The organism is Streptomyces sp. 17_S59, assembly GCF_056930295.1.
In genome coordinates this window covers 3380244-3402049 of the sequence record NZ_JBXOWD010000001.1, presented here as the reverse complement: position 1 = coordinate 3402049, position 21806 = coordinate 3380244, and the positions used below count along the sequence as shown (strand labels likewise).

Annotated in this window: 23 protein-coding genes, 1 tRNA gene and 1 pseudogene; 18 read left to right on the top strand and 7 right to left on the bottom strand. The window is 70.9% G+C overall.

All coding sequences use genetic code 11. From position 1 onward, the window contains the following. Positions 1-358 precede the first annotated feature (358 nt). Positions 359-1699, top strand: a complete 1341-nt coding sequence (locus AC1Z4A_RS15100) for an alpha/beta hydrolase (RefSeq protein WP_483679264.1) — start codon at positions 359-361, stop codon at positions 1697-1699. Positions 1700-1721: 22 nt separating this feature from the next. On the opposite strand, the gene AC1Z4A_RS15095 is transcribed toward AC1Z4A_RS15100, so the two are convergent. Beyond that, complete coding sequence (locus tag AC1Z4A_RS15095) at positions 1722-2783, bottom strand: alpha/beta hydrolase (RefSeq protein WP_483679262.1); 1062 nt, start codon at positions 2781-2783, stop codon at positions 1722-1724. A 126-nt stretch (positions 2784-2909) separates the two neighbouring features. Further along, complete coding sequence (locus tag AC1Z4A_RS15090; protein WP_483679260.1) at positions 2910-3884, bottom strand: ScbA/BarX family gamma-butyrolactone biosynthesis protein; 975 nt, start codon at positions 3882-3884, stop codon at positions 2910-2912. Positions 3885-4039: 155 nt separating this feature from the next. Here AC1Z4A_RS15090 and AC1Z4A_RS15085 point away from each other — a divergent pair, with 155 nt between their 5' ends. The 4 genes from AC1Z4A_RS15085 to AC1Z4A_RS15070 all read left to right on the top strand — a co-directional run bounded on the left by AC1Z4A_RS15085 (position 4040) and on the right by AC1Z4A_RS15070 (position 7846). Then, complete coding sequence (locus AC1Z4A_RS15085) at positions 4040-5281, top strand: cytochrome P450 family protein (RefSeq protein WP_483683602.1); 1242 nt, start codon at positions 4040-4042, stop codon at positions 5279-5281. Positions 5282-5448: 167 nt separating this feature from the next. After that, on the top strand, positions 5449-6126 hold the full coding sequence (locus tag AC1Z4A_RS15080) for a ScbR family autoregulator-binding transcription factor (RefSeq protein ID WP_483679258.1): 678 nt from the start codon (positions 5449-5451) through the stop codon (positions 6124-6126). A gap of 77 nt (positions 6127-6203) precedes the next feature. Beyond that, a complete protein-coding gene (locus AC1Z4A_RS15075) occupies positions 6204-6980 on the top strand; it encodes an SDR family NAD(P)-dependent oxidoreductase (protein ID WP_483679256.1) in 777 nt (258 codons plus the stop codon). Next, positions 6977-7846: an NAD(P)H-binding protein gene (locus tag AC1Z4A_RS15070; RefSeq protein ID WP_483679255.1), complete on the top strand. Its 870-nt coding sequence runs from the start codon at positions 6977-6979 to the stop codon at positions 7844-7846. The genes AC1Z4A_RS15075 and AC1Z4A_RS15070 overlap by 4 nt, the downstream gene beginning before the upstream one ends. 173 nt (positions 7847-8019) lie before the next feature. Here AC1Z4A_RS15070 and AC1Z4A_RS15065 read toward each other — a convergent pair whose 3' ends face one another. Beyond that, positions 8020-8598, bottom strand: a complete 579-nt coding sequence (locus AC1Z4A_RS15065) for a TetR/AcrR family transcriptional regulator (RefSeq protein WP_483679253.1) — start codon at positions 8596-8598, stop codon at positions 8020-8022. Between the two features lie 324 nt (positions 8599-8922). On the opposite strand from AC1Z4A_RS15065, the gene AC1Z4A_RS15060 reads away from it, so the two are divergent. From AC1Z4A_RS15060 to AC1Z4A_RS15050, 3 genes and pseudogenes are all read left to right on the top strand, one after another. Further along, positions 8923-9222, top strand: a complete 300-nt coding sequence (locus AC1Z4A_RS15060) for a hypothetical protein (RefSeq protein ID WP_483679251.1) — start codon at positions 8923-8925, stop codon at positions 9220-9222. Between the two features lie 124 nt (positions 9223-9346). Then, positions 9347-9781 carry a rodlin gene (locus tag AC1Z4A_RS15055; protein ID WP_483679250.1) on the top strand — a complete coding sequence of 145 codons (435 nt, stop codon included), beginning with the start codon at positions 9347-9349 and terminating at the stop codon, positions 9779-9781. 222 nt (positions 9782-10003) lie between these two features. After that, a pseudogene (locus AC1Z4A_RS15050) lies at positions 10004-10390 on the top strand (rodlin); the annotation flags it as partial. 186 nt (positions 10391-10576) lie between these two features. On the opposite strand, the gene AC1Z4A_RS15045 reads toward AC1Z4A_RS15050, so the two are convergent. Both AC1Z4A_RS15045 and AC1Z4A_RS15040 read right to left on the bottom strand, forming a co-directional pair. Further along, the gene (locus tag AC1Z4A_RS15045; RefSeq protein ID WP_483679248.1) at positions 10577-10843 is read right to left on the bottom strand and encodes a hypothetical protein; all 267 of its coding nucleotides are present in this window, start codon (positions 10841-10843) and stop codon (positions 10577-10579) included. Between the two features lie 151 nt (positions 10844-10994). Then, positions 10995-11390, bottom strand: a complete 396-nt coding sequence (locus tag AC1Z4A_RS15040) for a helix-turn-helix domain-containing protein (protein WP_483679246.1) — start codon at positions 11388-11390, stop codon at positions 10995-10997. 223 nt (positions 11391-11613) lie between these two features. Between AC1Z4A_RS15040 and AC1Z4A_RS15035 the strand changes: the two genes are divergently transcribed. The 7 genes from AC1Z4A_RS15035 to AC1Z4A_RS15005 all read left to right on the top strand — a co-directional run bounded on the left by AC1Z4A_RS15035 (position 11614) and on the right by AC1Z4A_RS15005 (position 17947). Then, positions 11614-11829, top strand: a complete 216-nt coding sequence (locus tag AC1Z4A_RS15035) for a hypothetical protein (RefSeq protein ID WP_483679245.1) — start codon at positions 11614-11616, stop codon at positions 11827-11829. Positions 11830-11878: 49 nt separating this feature from the next. Then, positions 11879-12097 carry a hypothetical protein gene (locus tag AC1Z4A_RS15030; protein WP_483679243.1) on the top strand — a complete coding sequence of 73 codons (219 nt, stop codon included), beginning with the start codon at positions 11879-11881 and terminating at the stop codon, positions 12095-12097. Positions 12098-12190: 93 nt separating this feature from the next. Then, positions 12191-14281, top strand: a complete 2091-nt coding sequence (locus AC1Z4A_RS15025; protein WP_483679241.1) for a hypothetical protein — start codon at positions 12191-12193, stop codon at positions 14279-14281. Between the two features lie 19 nt (positions 14282-14300). Beyond that, positions 14301-14939, top strand: coding sequence for a hypothetical protein (locus AC1Z4A_RS15020; RefSeq protein ID WP_483679239.1), 639 nt, complete (start codon positions 14301-14303; stop codon positions 14937-14939). A gap of 111 nt (positions 14940-15050) precedes the next feature. Then, positions 15051-15737 carry a nucleotidyl transferase AbiEii/AbiGii toxin family protein gene (locus tag AC1Z4A_RS15015; RefSeq protein WP_483679237.1) on the top strand — a complete coding sequence of 229 codons (687 nt, stop codon included), beginning with the start codon at positions 15051-15053 and terminating at the stop codon, positions 15735-15737. A gap of 190 nt (positions 15738-15927) precedes the next feature. After that, positions 15928-17607: a cytochrome bc1 complex cytochrome b subunit gene (qcrB, locus tag AC1Z4A_RS15010; RefSeq protein ID WP_483679236.1), complete on the top strand. Its 1680-nt coding sequence runs from the start codon at positions 15928-15930 to the stop codon at positions 17605-17607. A 34-nt stretch (positions 17608-17641) separates the two neighbouring features. Then, positions 17642-17947 (top strand): hypothetical protein, encoded by a 306-nt coding sequence (locus AC1Z4A_RS15005; RefSeq protein ID WP_483679235.1) that lies wholly within the window; start codon positions 17642-17644, stop codon positions 17945-17947. A 40-nt stretch (positions 17948-17987) separates the two neighbouring features. Here the strand turns inward: AC1Z4A_RS15005 and AC1Z4A_RS15000 are convergent, their stop codons facing one another. Beyond that, a complete protein-coding gene (locus AC1Z4A_RS15000) occupies positions 17988-18935 on the bottom strand; it encodes an SGNH/GDSL hydrolase family protein (protein ID WP_483679233.1) in 948 nt (315 codons plus the stop codon). Positions 18936-19114: 179 nt separating this feature from the next. Here AC1Z4A_RS15000 and AC1Z4A_RS14995 point away from each other — a divergent pair, with 179 nt between their 5' ends. Both AC1Z4A_RS14995 and AC1Z4A_RS14990 read left to right on the top strand, forming a co-directional pair. Further along, positions 19115-20302 (top strand): PucR family transcriptional regulator, encoded by a 1188-nt coding sequence (locus tag AC1Z4A_RS14995; protein ID WP_483679231.1) that lies wholly within the window; start codon positions 19115-19117, stop codon positions 20300-20302. 369 nt (positions 20303-20671) lie between these two features. After that, the gene (locus AC1Z4A_RS14990; protein ID WP_483679229.1) at positions 20672-21097 is read left to right on the top strand and encodes a peptidoglycan-binding domain-containing protein; all 426 of its coding nucleotides are present in this window, start codon (positions 20672-20674) and stop codon (positions 21095-21097) included. A 145-nt stretch (positions 21098-21242) separates the two neighbouring features. On the opposite strand, the gene AC1Z4A_RS14985 is transcribed toward AC1Z4A_RS14990, so the two are convergent. Then, a tRNA-Gly gene (locus AC1Z4A_RS14985) sits at positions 21243-21313 on the bottom strand. A 285-nt stretch (positions 21314-21598) separates the two neighbouring features. On the opposite strand from AC1Z4A_RS14985, the gene AC1Z4A_RS14980 reads away from it, so the two are divergent. Further along, positions 21599-21763 carry a hypothetical protein gene (locus AC1Z4A_RS14980; protein WP_483679227.1) on the top strand — a complete coding sequence of 55 codons (165 nt, stop codon included), beginning with the start codon at positions 21599-21601 and terminating at the stop codon, positions 21761-21763. The last annotated feature ends 43 nt before the right edge of the window (positions 21764-21806 follow it).

Genomic DNA, 21806 nt, shown 5'->3' with positions numbered 1-21806 from the left:
CACCCGACACGCCGTGGGGCGCGTGTCCCCGTCGCGCAGTCGTACGCCGTCCGCCTTCCGGGCAAGGAAGGGTTCGGCCGGACTCCACTTGTGTGTCGCCTGTCCTTCACCGGGCGCGGGGAACCGCCTTGCGCGGGGAATCACCGGTGTTTCGCGCACGGGTTCGGCTCGGGGGCCTTCGTTCCGCTTGTGTTTCGGGGCCGGGAACGCCGGGGGAAGCGCAGGACACGGAGAGGACAAGAGCAGGGCAATAAATGAGTCCAGGGCAACCCTCTCCGCCCCTTCCCGCCTCTTTATCGGTGAGTATTACCGGACCGAACACGAGTACCCACCACGGGGGCAGGGAGTTGAGAGGCGCATGGGCCTGACCAGCCGGTCACTCTTGTACACGGTGGTTTTCGCGGCCGTGTTGTGCATCGGGCTCACGGTGTGGGTCTGGCCGCGCCTGGCCGGGCGTGGTGTGCTGCCCGTGCTGGGACGACTGGGCTCGATCCTGACGACCCAGTTGGCGATCATGGCGGCGCTGTTGCTCGCGGTGAATTCCTGGGGCGAGTTCTACGGAACCTGGAATCAGTTGCTCGGACGCGTTGACAAGGCCCCCGTCAACGTGAATGAGATGGGCAAGGGCGGGCCGTACGCCACGGTCGGCGGCACGAAGGACGGGCTGGTGCAGCCCGCCGGTCCGCAGGGCCTCGACAAAGTAGGCGGAATTCCGCACGGCGCGGCCGACAAGGAGGGCAAGGTCCAGTCGGTCCGCATCATCGGCACCCGCTCCCGGGCGGTCAACCCGGCATTCGTGTATCTGCCGCCGCAGTACTTCCAGAAGCAGTACGAGCGTCACCGCTTTCCCGTGATGGTCGTGATCAGCGGTTATCCGGGCGGCATCATGAATCTCGCCCAGCACCTCCAGGTGCCGCAGACCGCGGGCAAGCTCCTGGCGGAGAACAAGATGCAGCCGACGGTCATCGTGATGGTCCGGCCCACCATCGCGCCGCCCCGCGACACCGAGTGCGTGGACGTGCCGGACGGCCCGCAGGCCGAGACCTTCTTCACCAAGGACCTGCCGGACGCGCTCAGGAGCACCTACCGGGTCGGCCACGACCCGAGCGCCTGGGGCGTCCTCGGCTACTCCTCCGGCGGCACCTGCGCCCTCCAGCTCGCGATGCGCCAGCCGGACGTCTACCCGGCCGCCGCCGCCCTCTCCGGCGACTACAAGGTCGGCAACGACCTCACCACCGGCAACCTCTTCGGCAGCGGGGCGCAGGCGAAGCAGAAGCAGCACGAGCACGACCTGATCTGGCGGCTCCAGAACATGCCCGTCCCGCGCGTCAACGTGCTGGTGACCAGCAGCAAGAAGGGCGAGAAGAACTACGGCGAGACGGAGAAGTTCCTCAAGGCCGTCAAGGAGCCCATGACCGCGTCGTCGATCATCCTGCCGGAGGGCAGCCACCACTTCACGACCTGGCGGCGGGAGATCGGGCCGGTCCTGGAGTGGATGAGCCAGCAGCTCACCTTCCCGCAGGACACCGCGGACAAGCCCAAGGAGCCGGAGAAGAAGCCGGCGGACAAGCAGGACACGCAGGGCGACGGCACCACGCAGGACGGGCAGCCCGCGGTCTCCCCCGCACCCGCATCCCCCTCTCCCTCGTCCTCTCCCTCCCCCGAGGCATCGGCCTCCGAGGAGCCGAAGGACGAGTGAGCGCCCGGGCAACCGTGGGGAGCTACCCCGGGCCGCCCGTCAGCTGCTCCCCCAGCCACCCGAAGGCCGCCGGATACAGCGTGATCCACGTGCCGTAGTTGTGGCCCCCGGAGGCGAGCAGCATCGTCTTCAGCCGGGCGCGGCTGCCCGCCGCCTCCCGCTGGAACTCCTCGATGTAGCGCGGCGGACTGTCCCGGTCCTGCCGCGAGGTCGCCAGGAACAGCCCGACGTCGGAGGCGGTGTGCCGCACCAGCCGCGTCGGGCTGTTCTGCGCCCGCAGGGCCGGGTCGCTGAGCGCGCCGCCCTCGCCGTTGAGGGGGTCCGGGTCGAGCGCCGCCCCGGCCGCGAAGACCCGGGGGTACTGCAGCGGCAGCTTCGCCGCGCAGAAGCCGCCGGTGGAGATGCCCAGCACGCCCCACGACCTGGGCGCGGGGCCGGTGCGGAAGTGGTCGCGGATCAGCTCGGGCACGTCCGAGGAGAGCCAGGTGGCGACCTTGCGGTCGCGGACGTCGGAGCAGTCGGTGTCCACGCCGCCCGGGTTGATGATCGGCACGGCGAGGATGAACGGGCGCGTGGCCCCGCTCCTGAGCAGCCGTTCGTAGGCGTCGGGCATCCGTCCCTGCTCCACCCAGGACTGCGGCGAGCCGGGGACGCCGTGCAGCAGCACCACCACGGGGAACGCGGTGTGCCGGTACCGGGGGTCGCGGTACTGCGGCGGGGTCCAGACCATGACCTGGCCGGAGAGCCCGGAGCGGGAGCCGTGGAAGTACGTCTCCTGCATGCCGTTGTCGCCGCGGATGAACTTGGCGCGCTGGGCGGGCGGGCCGGGCATCGCCACCGGCCCGGTCTCGCCGGTCCGGCCGAGCAGGTCGTTCCAGGAGGCGTAGAGCCCGTAACTGGTGTTGATCCACACCGCGACCACGCAGATCGCGGTCGCCTGGCAGAGCGCGATGAGCAGCACCCGGGCCGGCCAGCGCACGGCCGGCGGCCCCGGGACCCTCGCCCAGAGGAGCAGGGTGGCGAGGACGGCCAGCACGCACAGCGCGATGAGCAGAGCGAAGAACCCGGTTCCGGTGAGACTCATCCCGCGGGCGCTCCCTCGGCTCGACGACCCGGCGTCTGCAGACGCAGCAGACCCTAACGAGCAGCGGAGGAAGGCGCTCCGGAGATGCGGCCGGCCCATGCTTTCGGGTCAGGCCCGCCCTGCGGGTCAGGCCGCGACGACGTCGCGGAGGGCCCCGGCCCGCTCGGCGAGGGTGCAGGTGAAGACCGGTTCGCCGGCCTGGGCGCCCGTCACCTCCACCGTTACCCCATCGGGCGACCGGCCGTCCGCGACGGTGACGTCGATCGTGGTGGGGCCGTCCAGCTCCGCGTACCGGTGGAAGGTGACGGCGACGGAGGACAGCCGCACGGCGCGGGGGCGCAGGGCCGCGAACGCGGCCTGGCGGGCGGCCTCCACGAGGACCATGCCCGGGATGTGGTCGTCGGGGTGGTCGAAGAGTATGGGGTGGTTCAGATCGGGGCAGACCACCCAGCCGCCGTCGCGGCCGGCCGGCGAGAGCACGACGTCGAGGGGCAGCTCCCGGCCCACCTCGGCGGCGCCCGCCCGGACCGGGGGGAACCAGTCGGGCACGGGACCGGCGGTGCTGCCGCGGGTGCCGCGCATCCGGCGGTAGAGCGCGGGCGGGACGCAGGTGAACCGGCCGCCGCCGGTGGCGACGGGCCGCCCGTCGCGGTGGATGGTGATGTCCATGCGGAAGGCGAAGCGCCGCTCCCGGCCGTCCAGGACCTGGCAGGAGGCGGTGATGCCCAGGTCGGTGGGGGTGCGCCCGATGGAGAGCTGCTCGTCGTGGACGGCGAATTCCATTTCCTGCATCAGGAAACGGTGCCCTATCGGTACATTCAATTCCGTATGGGCCAGGAACAGGCCGACCTGACGTATCGTTTCCGCGGCCAGCAGCGGGTCGTGCCGGGTGCCCCCGTCCGAGCAGAAGAAGGTGTGGGCACGGGGCCACTGGGCGGAGAGCCTGAAATGGGTGTCGTCCACTCCGGTGCAGCCGGTCAGAAAGACCTCGGCGACGGCCGCGCGGTGGACGAACTCCTTGGGCACCGTGCTGGTCAGGGCGGGCCGGACGGCTGGCGGGTGCGGCGCCGCGATCCCATTCGCGATGGCTGACTGATGCACCGAACTCTCCATCAAAGCCGAAGTGAGCCAGAGGTCAAGGAACATGAGAAATCTTGTCTTAATCTAAGATAATGGCTGGCCGGTTTTCTTCAAGGCCGGGAGGCAAGGATCACGGCACCGAGCAGTGATCCCGCACGGTGACCGATTGGAGACTGATGCAGCACCAGTCCTGCCCCATCGTCCTGGACCCGACCGGGCGCGACGTCCGCGGCGAGGCCGCCCGGCTGGCCGCCACGGGGCCGGCGGTCCGGGTCGAACTCCCGGGCGGTGTGGCCGCCTGGGCGATCACGAGTCATGAGCTGGCCGAGCGCCTGATGCTCGACCCCCGCGTCTCCAAGGACGCCTACCGGCACTGGCCCGCCTGGCGGGACGGGGAGTTGGACGACAGCTGGCCGCTGGCCATGTGGGTCTCGGTGCAGAACATGCTCACGGCCTACGGCGACGAGCACCGCCGCCTGCGCAAGCTGGTGGCCAAGGCCTTCACCGCGCGCCGCACGGCCGCGCTCCGGCCGCGCGTCGAATGGCACGTGGCCCGGCTGGTCGACCGGCTGGCCGCGCTCCCGGCGGATGAACCGGTCGATATCCGCGCCGAATTCGCCTTTCCGCTGCCCATCCAGGTGATCTGCGAAATGCTCGGCATTCCGGAGGACGTCCAGGGCGATCTGCACCGCGTCATCGACACCACCTTCCGTACCTCGGTCACTCCCGAGGAGGCGATGGCCAATCAAATCGAGCTGTACGAACTGCTGTCCGGGCTGATCGAGTCCAAGCGGTCGGCTCCCTCAGCTGATATGACGGGTGATCTGATCGCAGCCCGGGACGATGCCGAGGGGCAGTTGAGCGAGAAGGAACTCGTCGACACCCTGCTCCTGATCATCGGCGCCGGGCACGAGACCACCGTCAACCTCATCGAGCAGGCGGTGCTCGCGCTGCTGACCCATCCCGAGCAGCTGGCGCGGGTGCGGGCCGGCGAGGCGTCCTGGGACGACGTGGTCGAGGAGACGCTACGCGCCCGGGGGCCGGTGGCCAACATCCCGATGCGGTTCGCGATCGAGGACATCCGGGCCGGGGATCAGCTGATAGCCGCCGGTGACGCGATTCTGATCTCCGTGACCGCCGCCGGGCTCGACCGTGATCAACACGGTGACGACGCCGATCGATTCGACCTTTTCCGGACCACTCGCCGCGATCACCTTGCTTTCGGGCACGGGGTGCACCACTGCATCGGCGCCCCGCTCGCCCGGCTGGAGGCATCACTCGCTCTGGAGGCTCTTTTCAGCCGATTCCCCGAACTCTCGCTGGCCGTACCGGCGGCGGAACTCGAACCGCTGGAGTCCTTTATCTCGCACGGGCACCGGCGACTTCCGGTCATCCTGGGACCCGGCAGAAACGATTAGCCGAATTACGCCCTTCGCGCTTGCGACTGGGTCAGTCCGAGAATGACCGGACGGGTAACATGCGTCGCGTTCGGTTTGGTTTCAGTGGAGGGGGCTTCCCCTCCGGCCCGGCGCGAAGTCGCCACTGCCGGAGGGCGGGAGCAGGACGACATATCTGGAGGTCGCGGATGGCGCAGCAGGAGCGCGGTATCAGAACTCGCCGGGCAGCGCTGGAAGCGGCCGCGGTGCTCTTCGCCGAGCGCGGCTACGAAGCGTGCACGATCTCCGAGATCCTCGCCCTGGCCGGGCTGACCAAGGGCGCGCTGTACTTCCACTTCGACTCCAAGGAGGCCCTGGCCCGCGGGGTGCTCGAGGAGCAGGTGTCCGTGGAGTGGGTGGCCGAACAGACCACCAAGCTCCAGGAGTGGGTGGACGTGGGCATGGCCCTCGCCCACCGGCTGCCGGAGGAGCCCCTGCTGCGGGCCGGCGCCCGGCTGGCCACGGACCCGCAGATGCAGAAGCTGGTCAGCGCGGGCCCGTGGGCCACCTGGAGCGAGGTCTCCTCCCAGCTGCTGAGGGAGGCCAAGGAGCGGGGCGAGGTGCTGCCGCACGTCGAGCCGGAGACCACCGCGCGCTTCGTGATCAGCGCCTGGACCGGCGTCCTGCTGGTCTCGCAGGTGACCACGGGCCTGGCCGACCTGGAGGAGCAGATCTCCGTCCTCTTCCGGCACATCCTGCCGGCGCTTGCCACGCCCGCGATCCTCGTCCAGCTCGACACCTCCCCGGACCGGGGCTCCCGGGTCGTCGCCGAGGGCCGCCGCCGCCGCGAGGCCGAGGCCGCCGAGGCCGCCGCAGCGGTGGGCTGAGCCCCGTACCGGGCCTCCGGCGGACCCTGCTTCCGCTTTCCTTGCTCCCGCTTTGCGGCATGAGTCATGATCGCGCCATGAACAGCAGCCAGCAGGGAATGCTCTCGGGCAAGACGGTGATGATCACCGGTGCCTCCAGTGGAATCGGTGCCGCCGCGGCCCGTCTCTTCAGCGCCGAAGGGGCAGCGGTCGTCCTGCTGGCCCGCCGCGGCAACTTGCTCGAGGACCTCGTCGCCGAGCTGAAGGCCGCGGGCGGCGCGGCCGTCGCCGTGACCGGCGACGTCACGGTGTCCGCCGACGCGGCCCGCGCGGTGGACGTCGCGGTGGAGACGTTCGGCCGGCTCGACGGCGCGTTCAACAACGCGGGCTGGGGCACGGCACGCGAGCCCATGCACCTCACGGACGACGCGGTCTTCGACGCCATCATGGACGTCAACGTGCGCGGCGTATGGAACTGCATCAAGCACCAGATACCCGCGATGCTCGAGAACGGCGGCGGCTCGATCGTCAACACCTCCAGCACGGCGGGCCTGGTGGACCCCGTGGTGCCCTCGGCCGCCTACGTCGTCGCCAAGCACGCGGTGATCGGCCTGACCAAGGCCGCGGCCGGCGACTACGGTGCCCAGGGCATCCGCGTCAACGCCCTCGCCGTCGGCGTGACCCGCACCGAGCTGATGCAGGCGGGCTTCGACGCCAACCCGGGCGTCGAGCAGTTCCTGACCGGCGGCTCCATGCTGCCCCGCGTGGCGGAGCCGGTGGAGATCGCCCAGGCCGCCGCATGGCTTCTCGCGGACCGCTCCTCCTTCGTCACCGGCGCCACCGTGCCGGTCGACGGCGGGTTCACCGCCAAGTGAGCGCCCGGGTCCTGGTCACGGGCGCGAGCGGCACGGTGGGCCGGGCGACAGCCCGGCTGCTGGCCGAACGGGGCCGTGCCGTACGGCTGCTGGGCCGCGACGCCGCACGCCTCCCGGGACCGGGACCCGGCATCGAGCCGGTCACGGGGGACTTCGCCGACCTCGATTCCCTGCGGTCGGCGATGGCGGGCATCCACGCGGTGCTGGTCGTGACGGCCGACCCCCGCGAGCCCGGCCACGACGCCAACGTGGTGCGCGCGGCCCGCGAGGCCGGCGTGCGCCACCTGGTCAAACTCTCCGCGCTGGCGGTCACCGACCCCGGCGCCCAGGACCTCATCACGCGCCGGCAGCGCGCCGCCGAGGAGGGCGTCCGGGCCTCCGGCCTGGACTGGACCCTGCTGCGCCCCCGGGCCTTCATGACCAACACGCTGTCCTGGGCCGAAGGCATCAGGGCGAAGGGCGTGGTGCACGCCCGGCCCGCCGACGCCCCCAACGCCTGTGTGGACCCCCGGGACATCGCCGAGGTGGCGGCCCGGGTGCTGACCGAGCCCGGCCACGCGGGGCAGGCGTACGCCCTGACCGGCCCCGCCGCGGTGACGGCACGTCAGCAGACCGCGTTCCTGGCCGAAGCACTGGGGCGCCCGCTGACCCTCGTCGAGCCCGCTCCCGAGCAGCTGCGCCGCGCGGCCGAGGCCCGCTACGGGCCGGAGATCGCCCAGGCGCTCCTGGAGAGCGCCGAGCGGCAGGCCGCCGGGGCGAAGGGCCGGGTGGACCCGACCGCCGAGCGGCTGCTGGGCCGCCCGGCCCGGTCCTACGGCGAGTGGGCCCGCGAGCACGTCGCCCTCTTCACCGCCCCCGGGAACTGACCCCGGGAACTGTCCGGCCGGTCCGGGGTCTGTTTCGGCTTCCGGCGAGGGGCGTTAAAAAACCGCAGGAGCGGTCCGCCAGCGCGGAGGACCGCCGGGCGGCGCAGTCACGCCGACGGGCGACCGGGCAACCCTTCCGGGTGATACCGGCCGTCATTCCCGCGCTGACCGGGTCATTCGCCCGGCACCGTCGAGTCGATGATCTCCAGCGCCACGTCGAGCAGCATGGCGCGCCTGACCTCCGGGTCGATGTGCAGCGCGTCCAGGGTGAAGGCGCCGAAGTGGACCGTCAGCATGGCGCTGGAGAGCCGGACCTTGGTCTCCGGCGACTGGTCCTCGCCGGTCAGCAGCAGCTCGGTGAAGGTCTTGACGCGGTTCACGAGCGTCTCGCCGATGCTCAGCTCGCGCAGCGTCGCCTGGTTCTCCAGCAGGATGTGGTAGATCGGCGCGGCCTCGGTCAGGGCCGTGCTGTAGCGGCGCAGCAGCTCCCGCTTGGTCTCCAGGGTGGACGGCTGGCTACGGCCCCAGGCGATCAGCTCGTCGACCGGTTCCCCGAGCCGCTCGGAGAGCGCGCCGAGGATGTCCTCCTTGGTCTTGAAGTGGTAGTACAGGGCCGCCTTCGTCACCCCCAGCTCCTCGGCGATCTCCCGTAGCGAGGTCTTCTCGTAACCGCGGGATACGAAGAGGTCGAGGGCCGTCTTCTGAATGCGCTCGCGGGTGTTGCTCCTGCGAGCCCTGGGGGTGCTGGCCATGCTCTGTCTCCCGCTTTCCGTCTTCCGTCGCGAACCGGCCGCCCGGGCCCGGAGCCGCGTCGCTCCGGGCCGCCCGCGGCCCCCCTTGTCCATGTTCCGCACGCATAACTAGCCCGTCGGCAAGTTAGTTCCGGGTCGGGCCCCCGATCACGTTAGGGCGGCGGGGCCCTTTGTGCAGACGACCGCCCGTCTTGGAGGGCGATCCTCGGGGGCAATACCGTACTTGACGCCCGGCAAGTCCGTGCATAATCTTCCGGCTACGCTGACTGGCCAGGCGGCCAGTACGGAAACCCGAACCGGACCGAGGGGATGGTGGGCGTCGACATGGCACGACACGTTGCTGCCGCAATCGACTTTTACGCCTACGCCGCACACGACGACTCCACCGCGGGCGGCTCCGCGACGGGCACCGGCACGGTGGCCGGCAGTACCGCGGAGGGGTCCATGCCGGCGGTCTTCGAGGGGCTGAGCGTCCCGATACGCACCGCGGCCTCGCTGCTGGGGCTCTCGCCGTGGACCATCGCGCATCTGATAGAGCGTGGGGAACTGCGCAGCGAGCGTGGCGGGCAGTACCGCTATGTCACCCTGACCAGCATTTTTTCTTATCGGCGAAACACTCGATAATTTCCTTCTGGTCGATGCCGTCCGCACTGGCTCGAATGAGTGAAAGCTCGGAACTTCCGGAATGGGTCGGAGTTATTCAGAACGCTTTCTCAGTGGGGGCGCTACTCGATCGAAAGGCAATACCGTGCTCAAGCAGGTTCTCACCACGGCGGCCGTGACCGCTTCCGCGGTCGGCGCCATCGCCTCTCCCGCGATGGCCATCGGCAACGACCAGGACGTCCTGAACGCCAACGGTGCCAAGACCGGTTACGGCAACACGCACACGGACGGCAAGGAAAGCCCGCAGATGAGCCTCATCCAGGGCACGCTCAACAAGCCCTGCCTGGGCATCGGGAAGATCAACATCCAGTCCGTGATCGCCCTGCTCAACATCGGCGTCCAGGACATCCCGATCCTCACGTCGCAGCAGCAGCAGCAGTGCACCGACAACTCCACGATCAACGACGGTGACGACCCGCTGTCGCACATCCTGGACGAGATCCCGATCCTGTCGGGCAACGGCTCCGGAAACTCCGAGCACGAGTTCGTGCACGGGCAGGTGGAGGAGCACGGTCACTGACCGGCCCGGGCCGAACATTCGGGAAAATCCCCCTGCGGCGGGTGTGCGGGACCCGCTGCGGGGGGATTTCCGTGTGCCTGCCGGGGCGGTTGCAGTCTCCCTATTTATTCTGATAGCGCCGCCGGATGGGGCCGAACGAATGAAGCCCGATAACCTTCCGAGGGTGCCCCGGGTTAGGCAGACAGTTCTTGGAATTCGTCGACCCGGAGCGAAGGAACCACTGTGATCAAAAAGGTTGTGGCCGCGACCGCGCTGGCATTCTCCGCCGTCGGCGCCACCGCGGGACCCGCCCTGGCGGCGGGTGACGGAAGGGACGTCGCCAACGCGAACGGCGCTGCCCAGATGTACGGCAACACCTGGACCGGCGGCTATATGAGCCCGCAGATGGGGCTGATCAACGGTTCGCTCAACAAGCCGTGCATCGCCATCGGGAAGCTGGGCGCCCAGTCGATCGTCGGCCTGCTGAACATCGGCCTGCAGGACATCCCGATCCTGTCCTCGCAGCAGCAGCAGATGTGCACCGAGAACTCCACGATCAACGACGGCGACGATCCGCTGTCGCACATCCTCGACGACATCCCGATCCTGTCCGGAAACGGCTCCGGCAACGGGGACCTGATCGACGAGGTGAACGACTGGCGGCACCACGAGCACCACGAGCACCACCACCGCGGACACGACGAGGACCGCGGACACCACGAGGGCCACTGACCCCGGCTCGCCGACCGGCGCTACCGGTGAACAGGAGCCGCCCCCGGCGATCCCGGGGGCGGCTCTTCGTGCGCCGTACGCGGCTCAGCTCTCGTAGTAGACGGTGAGCACGGCGCCCCCGGCCGTCACGCGGCGCCCGCCGAGCCGTTCCCCGCTGCGCAGCTCCCGCAGGCATTCGCGGAACATGTCCATTTCCTCGCCGGTCAGCACGGCGGCCGCCAGGTCGAGGAGTTCGGCGACGCTCCGATCGGTGAGCACGTCGGGCAGTTCGCCGGAGAGCAGCACCACGGACTCCCCGGTGCGCCCCCGTACGACGGCGTTGGACGTCGAGCCACCACTGACAACGAGCACTCATTCCCCCTGGCTTTGGCAGGTCGAGACGATAGCCGGGAAGGGGCATGATCCTGGGCCGGACGGGAATATTCACCGGATTCAACTGCTCCGGGAACCGGTGGCGCGGGGGCGGCGTCCGCATACGAACCGCCGTGTGCGCAGGGCCTGTTCAGCGCGTCCGGTCGTCGTCCTTGGGGGCGCGCTCGAGGAGTGACTCCACCAGGGCCGCGACATGTCTGCGGTCGTCCGCCGACAGCCGCTGGACACTGGCGATCAGCAGGTCGACCTCGGGGTCCGGGCGGTCGGCGGGCTCGTCCTCGGCCGTCGGGTAGAGGTGGATCCCACAGGTCTCGGCGGCGGCCCGCCGGACGGTGTCCAGCGGGATGTCGAGCCCGCGGGACAGGCCCTCGAGCGTCGACGGCTGGGGCATGCGCACCAGGCGGTCGGTGGTGGCCAGGTGGTGCACGGTCGAGCGGGGGATGCCGCCGCGGCGGGCGACGTCCCCGTAGGACCACCCCTGCTGGTCGAGGCGCTGTCTGATGATCTGCTGCAGTGCGTTGGCCACTGACGGTCGCTTCCTGCTCTCGGCTGGCTCGGGCGCGCTCGGGTGGAACCGATTCTACGGGGGCGGTTCCCGGGAACGGCTTGCGCGGTGCCGGTGGACGCCACTACTGTCCAATCTCGTTGGACAGCTCGTCCGACCGCATCGGACGCGGGCCGGGGGGTCCTGCCCGTGCCGCCGGCGCTCTTCATGAACCACCGAACCACCGTCCCGGAGGGGGAAACCCATGCTCGACATGCACGAGATGGAAGCCGAGTCCGCCGAACTGCTGCCCGGCCGTGAGGCCCTCGGGAAGCTGAAGTTCAGCTTCACCCGCACCACCAACGTCACCAAGCACGTCGCCCATGTCTCGGCACACAACTCCTCGGTGGCGCTGAACGTCTGCTCGCCGGAGGCCGTGGCCCAGTCGTCCGCCACCCAGGCGATCGCCATCCAGCAGTAGCCGGTCCCGGCATCCGTCCGTCGCATACCCAGATCCGAAAGGCATAGCCATGAGCATGAACCCGCGTGAGCTCGACGCCGAGTCCGCCGAACTGCTGCCCGGCCGTGAGGCCCTCGGGAAGCTGAAGTTCAGCTTCACCCGCACCACCAACGTCACCAAGCACATCGCCCACGTCTCGGCGCACAACGAGTCGCTGGCCGTCAACGACAACTCGCCCTTCGCGGTCGCGCAGTCCGAGGCCACCCAGGCGATCTCCATCAAGCAGTAGGCCTGGCCCACACGCTCGGCGGGCCGCGCTCAGGGGAAGGCGCGGCCCGCCGACAGGGGGGACAGTGCGGTTTCGTCGAGGGGGAGGAACCAGATGACGGTGGTCGGAGACCACGAGGCCGGCCGCAGCCGCCATCGCACAACCGACGAGACCGCCACGCTTCGCACCGGCAGTGTGCTCGCCGACATCCGGACAGGGGACGTCGGCGCTCCGGTGCCGGGGCTCGGAGGCTTCCCGTACGCCGAACCGGCGGTGTACGGGGACGGGGAGTCCGAGACCCTGAAGCTGCCCGTCGTACGGCAGCCCGTACCGCCGTCGCAGTCCGAAGCGGAGGGCCGCGTCCCACGGCTCGGCGCCGGACTGCGGCTGCACGGCGAGTACCAGGGCTCGGGATTCACCGAGCCCAAGTACATCGCCCGCCGTGGCGACGGTCAGGTGGTGCAGCTGTCCCGCCTGCTCCACCTGGTCGCCTCCGCCATCGACGGCACCCGCGACATGCGGGCCGTCGCCCGCGAGGTGAGCCTCGGCTACGGGCGTGAAGTCAGCGCCGACAACATCGCCTACCTGGTCGAGAACAAGCTCGAACCGCTCGGCATCACCGTGCCGCACGGTCAGGAGAGCGACGAAGTGACGGGCCCGCGCAGCGACTTGCTGCTCGGGCTCAAGGGCCATCGCGTCATCTTCAACGAGCGGCGGGTGGCCGTCATCGCCCGTGCGCTGGCCTGGCTGCACCGGCCGCCCGTGGTGGCGGTCGTCCTTGCGCTCGCCGCCGCCATGGACATCTGGCTGTTCGGCATCCACGGCGCCATGACGCCCGTGCTCCGGGTCCTCGACCAGCCCCTGCTGCTGCTCGTGGTCTTCGGGCTCACCGTGGCCTCGCTGGTCTTCCACGAGTTCGGGCACGCCTCGGCGTGCAGATACGACGGCGCCCATCCCGGCTGTATCGGCTGCGGCCTCTTCCTGATCTGGCCGTCGATGTACACGGACGTCACCGACGTCTACCGGATCGGCCGCGCCGGGCGGCTGCGCACCGACCTCGGCGGCGTCTACTTCAACGTCGTCTTCATGCTGCTGCTGACCGGCGCGTACTTCGCCACCGGTCAGCCCTTCCTGCTGTGTGCCGTCTACCTCGGCCACTTCGAGGTGCTGGAACAGCTGATGCCCGCCGTCCGGCTCGACGGCTACTTCATCCTCGGCGACCTCGCCGGGGTCCCGGACCTCTACGGCAAGATCAAACCGATCCTGCTCAGCATGGTCCCCGGCCGGCGGCCCGACCCGGCCGTCGCCGAACTCAAGCGCAGGACCCGGGTGATCGTCACCTCCTGGGTGCTGACCATGGTCCCGCTGCTGGCCGCGGAGCTGTTCTACGCGCTGTGGAACCTGCCCCGTCTCGTGGCCACCGGGGTGCGCTCGCTCACCCTCCAACTCATCGGCACCTACGAGGCGTTCGCCGACGGGGAGCTGCTGAGCGGGCTCGCCGGTGTGCTCGGCAGCCTCATGCTCGTCTGCCCGCTGGCCGGCATGACCTATCTGTCCGTCCGGCTCAGCGGACGCCTCGGCCGCAACGCGCTGCGCTACACGGCCGGGCGGCCGCGGCTGCGCATCGGGCTGGCGGCGGGGCTCACCGTGGTGGCCGCGGCGCTGGGCTTCGCCTGGCTCAGCGGAGTCACGCCCAAGCCGCTGCCGCCCAAGCCGCCCATCGCGCCCATCCTCCAGCCCCACGTGCCCACGGTGCTGCCGCCCGAGCCCACCACTCGTCCGACGCTGCCCGGCCACGAACCGGTCCGGGGCTCCATGCCCGGGGTGTGGACCCCGGACGGCGCGCAGCCCCCCGTCTCCCCGCTGCCCTGGCGCACCCCGCCGCCCGCCCCCGGGCTGCCCAGCCCAGCCCCGCCGATCGCCGCCCCCGCCTCGCCTGCGGCGGCCCCACCGGACCCGCACGGCCCGGCCCCGAAGCCCACGGCCGCCGCCCCGGCGCCCAGCCCCGCCGCGCCGCTGCCGCCCGCCACGGCGGCCCCGACTTCCCCGCCCAAGCCGGCGCCCACCGGCACCGCCGCGCATCCGTCGGCCGTGCCCCCGACGAGCCCGGCCCCGGCCCCGTCCGCGGTCACCTCCCCGCCCGTGGCGGCCACCACGGCCCCGGCGCCCACCGCCCCGGCGGCCGCTCCGTCCGCAACACGCTGAGAACCACCAGGAGACCCTTGTGAACCTGCACATCTCCCGTAACTTCCTGCGCCTGGGACTGCTCGCCGCCGGCCTCGCCGCGGCCGCCACCGCCGGCCCGGCCCAGGCCTCCGAGGGCATCGCCGTCACCCACGACGACGTCCGGACCCTTGCCAACCACCGCCACCACACCTCGTACAGCGACAGCTTCACCGTCCACCAGTTCGGCACCGTCTCGGGCGCCCGGGTCGGTAACGAGGCCATCGCCACCTCCGCCGGGTGCACCGCCGACGACGCCTGCCGCTCGGTGGCCCTGTCCTTCCAGATCGTCACCCTCGCGGGCGATCACGTGCACCTCACCGCCGTCAACGACGGCCGCGCCCGCAACGAGCACTGCACCGGCTGCCAGACCCTCGCGGGCGCCTACCAGTTCGTCGTCTCCACCCCCCGGCCCACCCGCCTCACCCCGTCGGCCCAGCACCGGCTCGCCGACATCCACCGCCGGCTGGACGCCCTCACCCGCTCCGGCATCCCCGCCACCGACCTCAAGCAGCGGGCCGACGCCCTGGCCGCCGAGGTCAAGGAAGTGCTGGCCGACCCGTCCTCGACGACCGCCGCGGCCTCCACCCGGCCGGAGGTCACGGTGCACCGTCATCTGGAGGGGTGGTCGGGGCGCTGAGCGGCGCGCTTCGCGCGGGGGCGGCGGGATAATCGCGGCCATGCCGCCCGAGTCCGTCATCTCCGTCCGGTCGGGGCCGAGCCCCTTCGGCCCCGACCGCGAGACCGCCGCGTGAACTTTTCCGAACTGCAGTGCCGACTGCTCGCCGACGTGCTCGACGTGGGTTCGCCCTACCCACTGGTCCTGACCGGCGGCCATGCGGTACGGGTGCACGGCCTGGTGGACCGCTGGAGCGACGACCTGGACCTCGCCACGGACACCCAGGCGCCGATGAGCGACATCGTCCAGGCCCTGCGCACCGGGCTGGAGGCCCGCGGCTGGCAGGTCGAGGAGGTGGAGTCCGCACCGCTGTCGGCCCGCTTCGCGGTCACCGATCCGGTGCTCGACGCGCACTGCGAGGTCGACGTCCTCAAAGAGACGATGTGGCGCCCGGCCCTGGACACGAAGTACGGGCCGGTGCTCGCCGTGGAGGACTTGGTGGGCACCAAGATGCGCGCCCTCGTCGGCCGGGGGCTGGCCCGGGACCTCATCGACATCCGTGCCGCGTCCGATCGCTGGTCCCGCGCCGAGCTGGAGGAGTACGGGCGACGTCACGCCTGGGACGAGTTCGACCTCGCAGACCTGCAGGCACGGCTCGGCGGCGCCGAGTGGATCGACGACCGCGAGTTCGCCGCCTACGGCCTCGACGATGACGAGATCGCCGATCTGCGGCGCTGGGCCCAGGAGTGGGCCGACGACATCGGCGAGCGGCTCGCCGAGGAGGCGCCGTACGAGGACGAGGGCGAGAACGAGGAGTAGCCGCCCTCCAAGGAAGCAAGGGATCCGGCCCGCCCGGGATCAATCCGACACTCCCCGCCAAATCACGCGTTATTCAGCCGGACGCGTGGAAGATGGGGGCATCGTGCCAGAGATGGCGTCATTTGCGGTAATTGTCGGATAAAGGGGCAGGCCGGGGCGCGCTGCCCACCAGGTTCCGGGAGCGCGGCGCATGACCAGTACGCAACACACCCCTGCAGCCGGGCCGGGTGCCGGCGCTCCGCCGTCGAAGGGCGAGCGGCTCGCGACCTGGGCCGACGGCCGGGTCGGGATCTACTCGCTCGCCAAGGCGAACCTCCGGAAGATCTTTCCCGACCACTGGTCCTTCATGCTGGGCGAGGTCGCGCTCTACTCCTTCCTGATCATCATCCTGACCGGCGTCTATCTGACGCTGTTCTTCAAGCCGAGCATGAACGAGGTCGTCTACCACGGCAGGTACACGCCGCTGAACGGCCTCCTGATGTCGGACGCCTACAAGTCGACCCTGGACATCAGCTTCGACATCCGGGGCGGACTGCTGATCCGTCAGCTGCACCACTGGGCTGCGCTCGTCTTCATCATGGCGATGCTGGTGCACATGATGCGCGTCTTCTTCACGGGCGCCTTCCGGAAGCCGCGCGAACTCAACTGGCTGTTCGGCGCCGGGCTGTTGATCCTCGGCATGTTCGACGGGTTCATGGGCTACTCGCTCCCCGACGACCTGCTGTCCGGCACCGGCATCCGGTTCATGGAGGGCGCGATCCTGTCGCTGCCGATCGTCGGCACGTACATCGTGATGTTCCTGTTCGGCGGGGAGTACCCCGGCTCGATCTGGGTGCCGCGGCTCTTCACCGTCCACGTGCTGCTGATCCCCGGCATCATGGTGGGCCTGCTGGCGGCCCACCTGATCCTGGTCTTCTACCACAAGCACACCCAGGGCTTCGGGCCCGGCAGGAACAACAAGAACGTGGTGGGCATGCCCCTGATGCCCGTCTACATGGCGAAGGCGGGCGGCTTCTTCTTCCTCGTCTCGGGCATCCTCGCCGTCTTCTCCGCCATCGCGCAGGTCAACCCGATCTGGTCGTACGGGCCCTACCGGCCCGACGAGGTGACCACCGACGCACAGCCCGACTGGTACATGGGCTACTCGGAGGGCCTGATCCGCGTGATGCCGGGCTGGGAGGTCGACTTCGCGGGGCACACCCTGGTGCTCGGGGTGCTCATCCCGCTGATGATCTTCCCGCTGATCCTGCTCGCCCTGTGGTGCTACCCCTTTTTCGAGGCGTGGCTCACCGGGGACAGGCGTGAGCACCACATCACCGAGCGCCCCCGCAACAACCCCACACGCACCGCGTTCGGCGCGGCCTGGATCTCCGAGTACGCGCTGCTGCTGGTGGGCGGCGGCAACGACCTGTTCGCGACGCACTTCCACCTGTCGCTCAACGCGATCACCTGGATGGTGCGGATCGGCTTCTTCGTGCTGCCCGTCCTGGTCTTCGTCATCACCAAGAGGTGGTGCCTCGGCCTCCAGCACCGCGACCGGGAGAAGGTCCTGCACGGGCGCGAGTCCGGCATCATCACGCGCATGCCGCACGGCGAATACGTGGAGATCCACGAGCCGTTGCCGCAGGAGGACATGTACTACTTCACCGCGCACGAGCAACCCGCGCCCCTCGCGTTGGCGCCGGAGGTGGACGAGCACGGCACCCGGCGGCAGATCACCTGGTCGGAGCGGATGCGCACCCGCCTGTCGGGAGCCTTCTTCGGCCCGGGCGGCCAGATTGCCAAGCCGACCGCGGAGGAGTACCGGGAGGCCGTCGAGGCCCATCCGCACGAGGCCGAGGTACAGGCGGTCGCCGAGGGCCACCACTGACCTGCCGGTCACCTCGCACAGGGCGGTTCCACCGGTGAGATATCTGGCCCGACTGGGCATCCGCTCCCCGCTGCTCGGCGGGGGCGGGCGGCCCTATCCGTACGGACTGCTGGTGCCGGTGGCCCGCGTGGCCACCGCGGCGGCCGCCGACGAGATCCGCGCGTTCCTCGACACCTGCGGGATCCGGTCCACGGTCGCCCCCTGCCCCCGGCGCCGCCGCCCGGCCGGCCCGCCCTGGCGGCTCCAGGTGCTGGTCTTCCCGGACGACGCCGGGCGGGCCAGGCGGCTCGTCAACGACTGGACGCTGCCGGTGTCCGGGGGCGGCCCGGACGGCGCATGACCCCCCGGTCCCCGGACCGGGGGGTCGTCTCGCGGTGGGGTCAGCGGTGGAGCGCGTTCAGCACCGCCTCGCCCCGGACGCGCTCACCCGTGGCGTTGGGGTGCAGCGGCAGGGTGGGCGCATGGGGGAGGAGTCCTTCGATCCAGGGGTCGGCCGAGCAGCTGTCGTGTCCGGTCGTGGGGGTGAGCGTGTCGACGTACGTGGCACCACCCGCGGCCGCGGCCGAGGCGACCGTGTCGTTGAGCCGGTCGACGACCGAGCGCAGGTACGTCAGATCGCCGCTGGTGACCGGCAGTTTGCCGAGGCACTGCTTCGGGTCGTCCGGTATCACCGACGGGTAGCCGACGACCAGCACCTTGGCCCCGGGCGCCTTGGCGTGGATCCGCCGTAGGGCGTCGGTGAGCTTCGGCGTGACGGCGTCCAGCCGCTTGGCGAGGGTGTCCCCGTAGAAGTCGTGGCAGGGGGAGCCGAGGGGTTTGGTCGCCGAGAGGGTCGAGCAGGCGACCACGACGTCGACGAAGCCGAGGTCCGAGGTGCCGAGGTTGTTGCCGCCGGCGGTGAGGGTGACCAGTCCGGTGTCCGCGCCGACGGCGTCCAGCTGGGGCCGGTTGACGGGGATCCCGGCGTCGGTCTGCACGGCGGTGAGGGCCTCCGCCTTCGCCCCGGCGCAGGACGCGTCCGTATACGACGCGGAGGCCAGGGAGGCGGCGACGACGTGGCTGTAGCTGTGGTCGGAGCGCAGGCAGAGACCCCCGGTGGACAGGGGGATCCCGGAGCCCGCGGCGAAGGAGTCCCCGAGCGCCACGTACGACGTGCCGCGGCCGGTGCCGGCCGGGGCCTGCCCGGTGGCGTGGGCGGGGGTGGTCACGGTGGTGAGGGCGGTGGCGAGGAGAGCGCAGCCGGCCAGGGATGGCAGCCAAGTCCTGGTGGTGGTGTGGGGGTTGACGCCCTTGGTGCTCTTGTCGCTTGTCGATGCGGCTCTGGGCACGGTTTCTCCTGAGGAGGGGGGCGAGGTGGAACAGGACTGCGATACCGGCCGGTAACGTTCCCGTTATCGTGGCGGCCCGCCGCCCCGCGGGCCATGTGCCGGGGCACAGCAATCGCGGGGTGCTGCTTGTCCCTGTGCACAACACCGCTCGGCGCGGGCGCCTTTGTAACCTGCGGGTCATGAGCCGAACTCCGATTCCACCGGCCGAGGTCGCCCCCGTCGCGGCCGAGCTGCTGGGCCGCGCACGGGAGTTGGGCGAGCGCATGGCCCGCCGCATCCGTGCCGAGGTGGCCTACTACGGCAGCGGGGACCGCATCCCCCTGGAGGAACTGGGCGCTTCCTGCCGGCGCAATGCCGAGCTGGTCCTGGGGCAGCTGGCCGACGGCCGGGTCACCGACATGGCGCCGGCCCGGGACACGGGCTGCGAGCGCGCCCGCCGGGGAGTGCCGCTGGGCGAGCTGCTGCACGCCTACCGCATCGGGTCCGAGTTCCTGTGGTCCGAGCTGGCCGAGGCCGTCCGGGGCGCGCAGGGCGTGACCGTCGACACCGTCGCGTCACTGGCCGCGTGGTGGGTGAACGAGGGGCTCGCCGCGGCGGCCGGCGACGCCTACCGCGAGGAGGCGTCCGAGCTGCTGCTCCAGCGCGAGCGCGAGCGCTCCGTGCTGGTCGAGGCCCTGTTCACGGGCCTGCTCGCGGACCGCACCACGCTCTGGGAGGCCGCCGACGTGCTCGGCCTGCCCGCGGAGGGGCCGTTCGTCGTGGTGGCGGCCGAGGTGCCCGCGCCGGGCCGGGAGGCGCTGCCGGGCATCGAGTCCCGGCTGCTGGCCGAGCAGGCGCACTCGGCCTGGCGGCTGCTGCCGGACCTCCAGGTCGGCGTGGTCGCGGTGCGGCACCCGGGCGGCGAGGAGGCGGCCCTGCGCGTCCTGGGCCGGGCGGCGGTCGGTGCCCGGGTGGGCGTCAGCCCCCGGTACGAGGCGCTCCAGGACACGCCCCGGGCCCTGCGCCTCGCGCGCCTCGCCCTGGCCGGGCTGCACGGGCGGGCGAGTGGCGTGGCCCGCTTCGACGACAGCCCGGTCGCCCTGCTGGTGGCCGCCTCGCCGGACGAGGCCGGGCGCATCGCCCGGACGGTCTTCGGGCGCGTGCTGGAGCTCCCGCCGGGCGAGCGGGCCCGGCTGCTGGAGACGCTGGAGCACTGGTTCGCGGCCCGCGGTTCGGCGGCCGAGGCGGCGGGGCTGCTGTACTGCCACCGCAACACCGTCCGCTACCGGCTGCGGCGGCTGGAGGACCTCACCGGCCGCTCCCTGCGGGACCCGGCCGCCGTGGCCGACCTCGCCGTGGCCCTGCGGGCGCTGCGGCTGCTGCGTTGAAGTTCACGCTGAGCATCTGCTCCAGGAGTCGTCGGCACCGGCGGGCACGGCCAGCAGCCCGATGAGTGCGGCGGCTCCCAGCAGGACGGCGGTGACAGGGCGCATGGCATGCCTTTCGGGAAAGGACAGTTGGGTCCCGTCCGGTCTGCCCAGGTCGGCGCACCGGCATGCGCCCGTCACCCGTATGTGAGCGCCGAATCGATCCTCTGCCCCGGCGGTGGAAGTTGCGCTTCCGTCACGGACGTCACCGCGCCGCCGCGGGAACGCATCAGGGGCGTCCGCAGGGGGGACGTGGCCCTTCTGACATGGCCGCGCCGTCCGTACTGTTCCGTTCAAAGATCAACTTCACCGAACGGGGGAGACATCCAAGTGCTCAAGAGATATACAGCCAAGGCAGGCCTCGTGCTCGGCACGGCCGCCCTGGTCGCCGGGGGACTCGGCGGCACGGCCAACGCGGCCGAGGACGCGGACTACGTCGGCTACGGCAACACCACCCGGGGCTCCGCGGTCTGGTGCGTTCAGCACCAGCTCAACAGCTACGCGGCCCAGGTCGGCCACGCCCAGGTCTCCGAGGACGGCGTGTGGGGCCCGCGGACCGCCGACCAGGTGCGGTGGTTCCAGCAGACCTTCTACGACACGTGGGACAACGCCGACGGCATCGTCGGCCCGTCCACCGGCAACAACCTGCTGCGCTACGGCGACCAGTACTACGGCGGCATGAACGGCTACTGCTCCGCCCTGATCCCGAGCGACTCGCGACTCCCCGGCAAGTACGTCTCCACCCGCCTGGACTGACGGGCCGCGCCCGGGACGGGCGGCCCGGCCGTTTGGGGGCGGCCGGCCCGTGGGCTCCCGGGTGCGTGAGAAGCAGCCATGTGAAAAGCAGCAGAGCCGGTCTCCGCGAGGTGCGGAGACCGGCTCTGGCCGAGTCTTTCAAAAGAGCGGGCGACGAGAATCGAACTCGCGCTCTGAGCTTGGGAAGCTCATGTTCTACCATTAAACTACGCCCGCGCGAAGGGACCCGTTGGGGTCTCGCATCGTCGCACACTCTACCCCATCGAAGGCCCCCGGTGTACTCGCCGTGGTGGCCTTCTCGTCGTGTGAGGGGGGTGTGGGGGCCGCGGGATGCGGGCGCGGGGTGCGGGAGTTGGGGCGTACCGTGGGGCGCGGCAATCGGCGCGGGGGCTTGTCGGGGTGCCGCATTCAAGCTGGCCCAATGCATCCCCTAATGTGGCTTTTGTCTTTTATGTCGTGCCGGAGGCACGCATTCAGTAGGACCTGGGGAAAGGGAGCTCTATGGAGCGCACCGTCGTTCGTTGTGCCGAGGGGCACGTGTTCAGCACCGCTTCGTTCCCGATGCAGAACCTCGGCGCCGGCCGGATCGGTCCGGGACGGCTGCTGCGCTGCCCGCGCTGCGCACGGCTGCGGCATTCGGTGCCCGTGGAGTCGCAGAAGCGATGAGCCCGGTGCGGGCCCGGTCCGCAGCCGGTCCGGGCCCGCGTTG

Excerpts from the sequence above, each read along its gene's own strand:
- AC1Z4A_RS15100 (WP_483679264.1), top strand. The coding sequence starts at position 359 with ATGGGCCTGACCAGCCGGTCACTCTTGTACACGGTGGTTTTCGCGGCC.
- AC1Z4A_RS15095 (WP_483679262.1), bottom strand. The coding sequence starts at position 2,783 with ATGAGTCTCACCGGAACCGGGTTCTTCGCTCTGCTCATCGCGCTGTGC.
- AC1Z4A_RS15085 (WP_483683602.1), top strand. The coding sequence starts at position 4,040 with ATGCAGCACCAGTCCTGCCCCATCGTCCTGGACCCGACCGGGCGCGAC.
- AC1Z4A_RS15080 (WP_483679258.1), top strand. The coding sequence starts at position 5,449 with ATGGCGCAGCAGGAGCGCGGTATCAGAACTCGCCGGGCAGCGCTGGAA.
- AC1Z4A_RS15075 (WP_483679256.1), top strand. The coding sequence starts at position 6,204 with ATGAACAGCAGCCAGCAGGGAATGCTCTCGGGCAAGACGGTGATGATC.
- AC1Z4A_RS15065 (WP_483679253.1), bottom strand. The coding sequence starts at position 8,598 with ATGGCCAGCACCCCCAGGGCTCGCAGGAGCAACACCCGCGAGCGCATT.
- AC1Z4A_RS15060 (WP_483679251.1), top strand. The coding sequence starts at position 8,923 with ATGGCACGACACGTTGCTGCCGCAATCGACTTTTACGCCTACGCCGCA.
- AC1Z4A_RS15035 (WP_483679245.1), top strand. The coding sequence starts at position 11,614 with ATGCTCGACATGCACGAGATGGAAGCCGAGTCCGCCGAACTGCTGCCC.
- AC1Z4A_RS15030 (WP_483679243.1), top strand. The coding sequence starts at position 11,879 with ATGAGCATGAACCCGCGTGAGCTCGACGCCGAGTCCGCCGAACTGCTG.
- AC1Z4A_RS15025 (WP_483679241.1), top strand. The coding sequence starts at position 12,191 with ATGACGGTGGTCGGAGACCACGAGGCCGGCCGCAGCCGCCATCGCACA.
- qcrB (WP_483679236.1), top strand. The coding sequence starts at position 15,928 with ATGACCAGTACGCAACACACCCCTGCAGCCGGGCCGGGTGCCGGCGCT.
- AC1Z4A_RS14995 (WP_483679231.1), top strand. The coding sequence starts at position 19,115 with ATGAGCCGAACTCCGATTCCACCGGCCGAGGTCGCCCCCGTCGCGGCC.
- AC1Z4A_RS14980 (WP_483679227.1), top strand. The coding sequence starts at position 21,599 with ATGGAGCGCACCGTCGTTCGTTGTGCCGAGGGGCACGTGTTCAGCACC.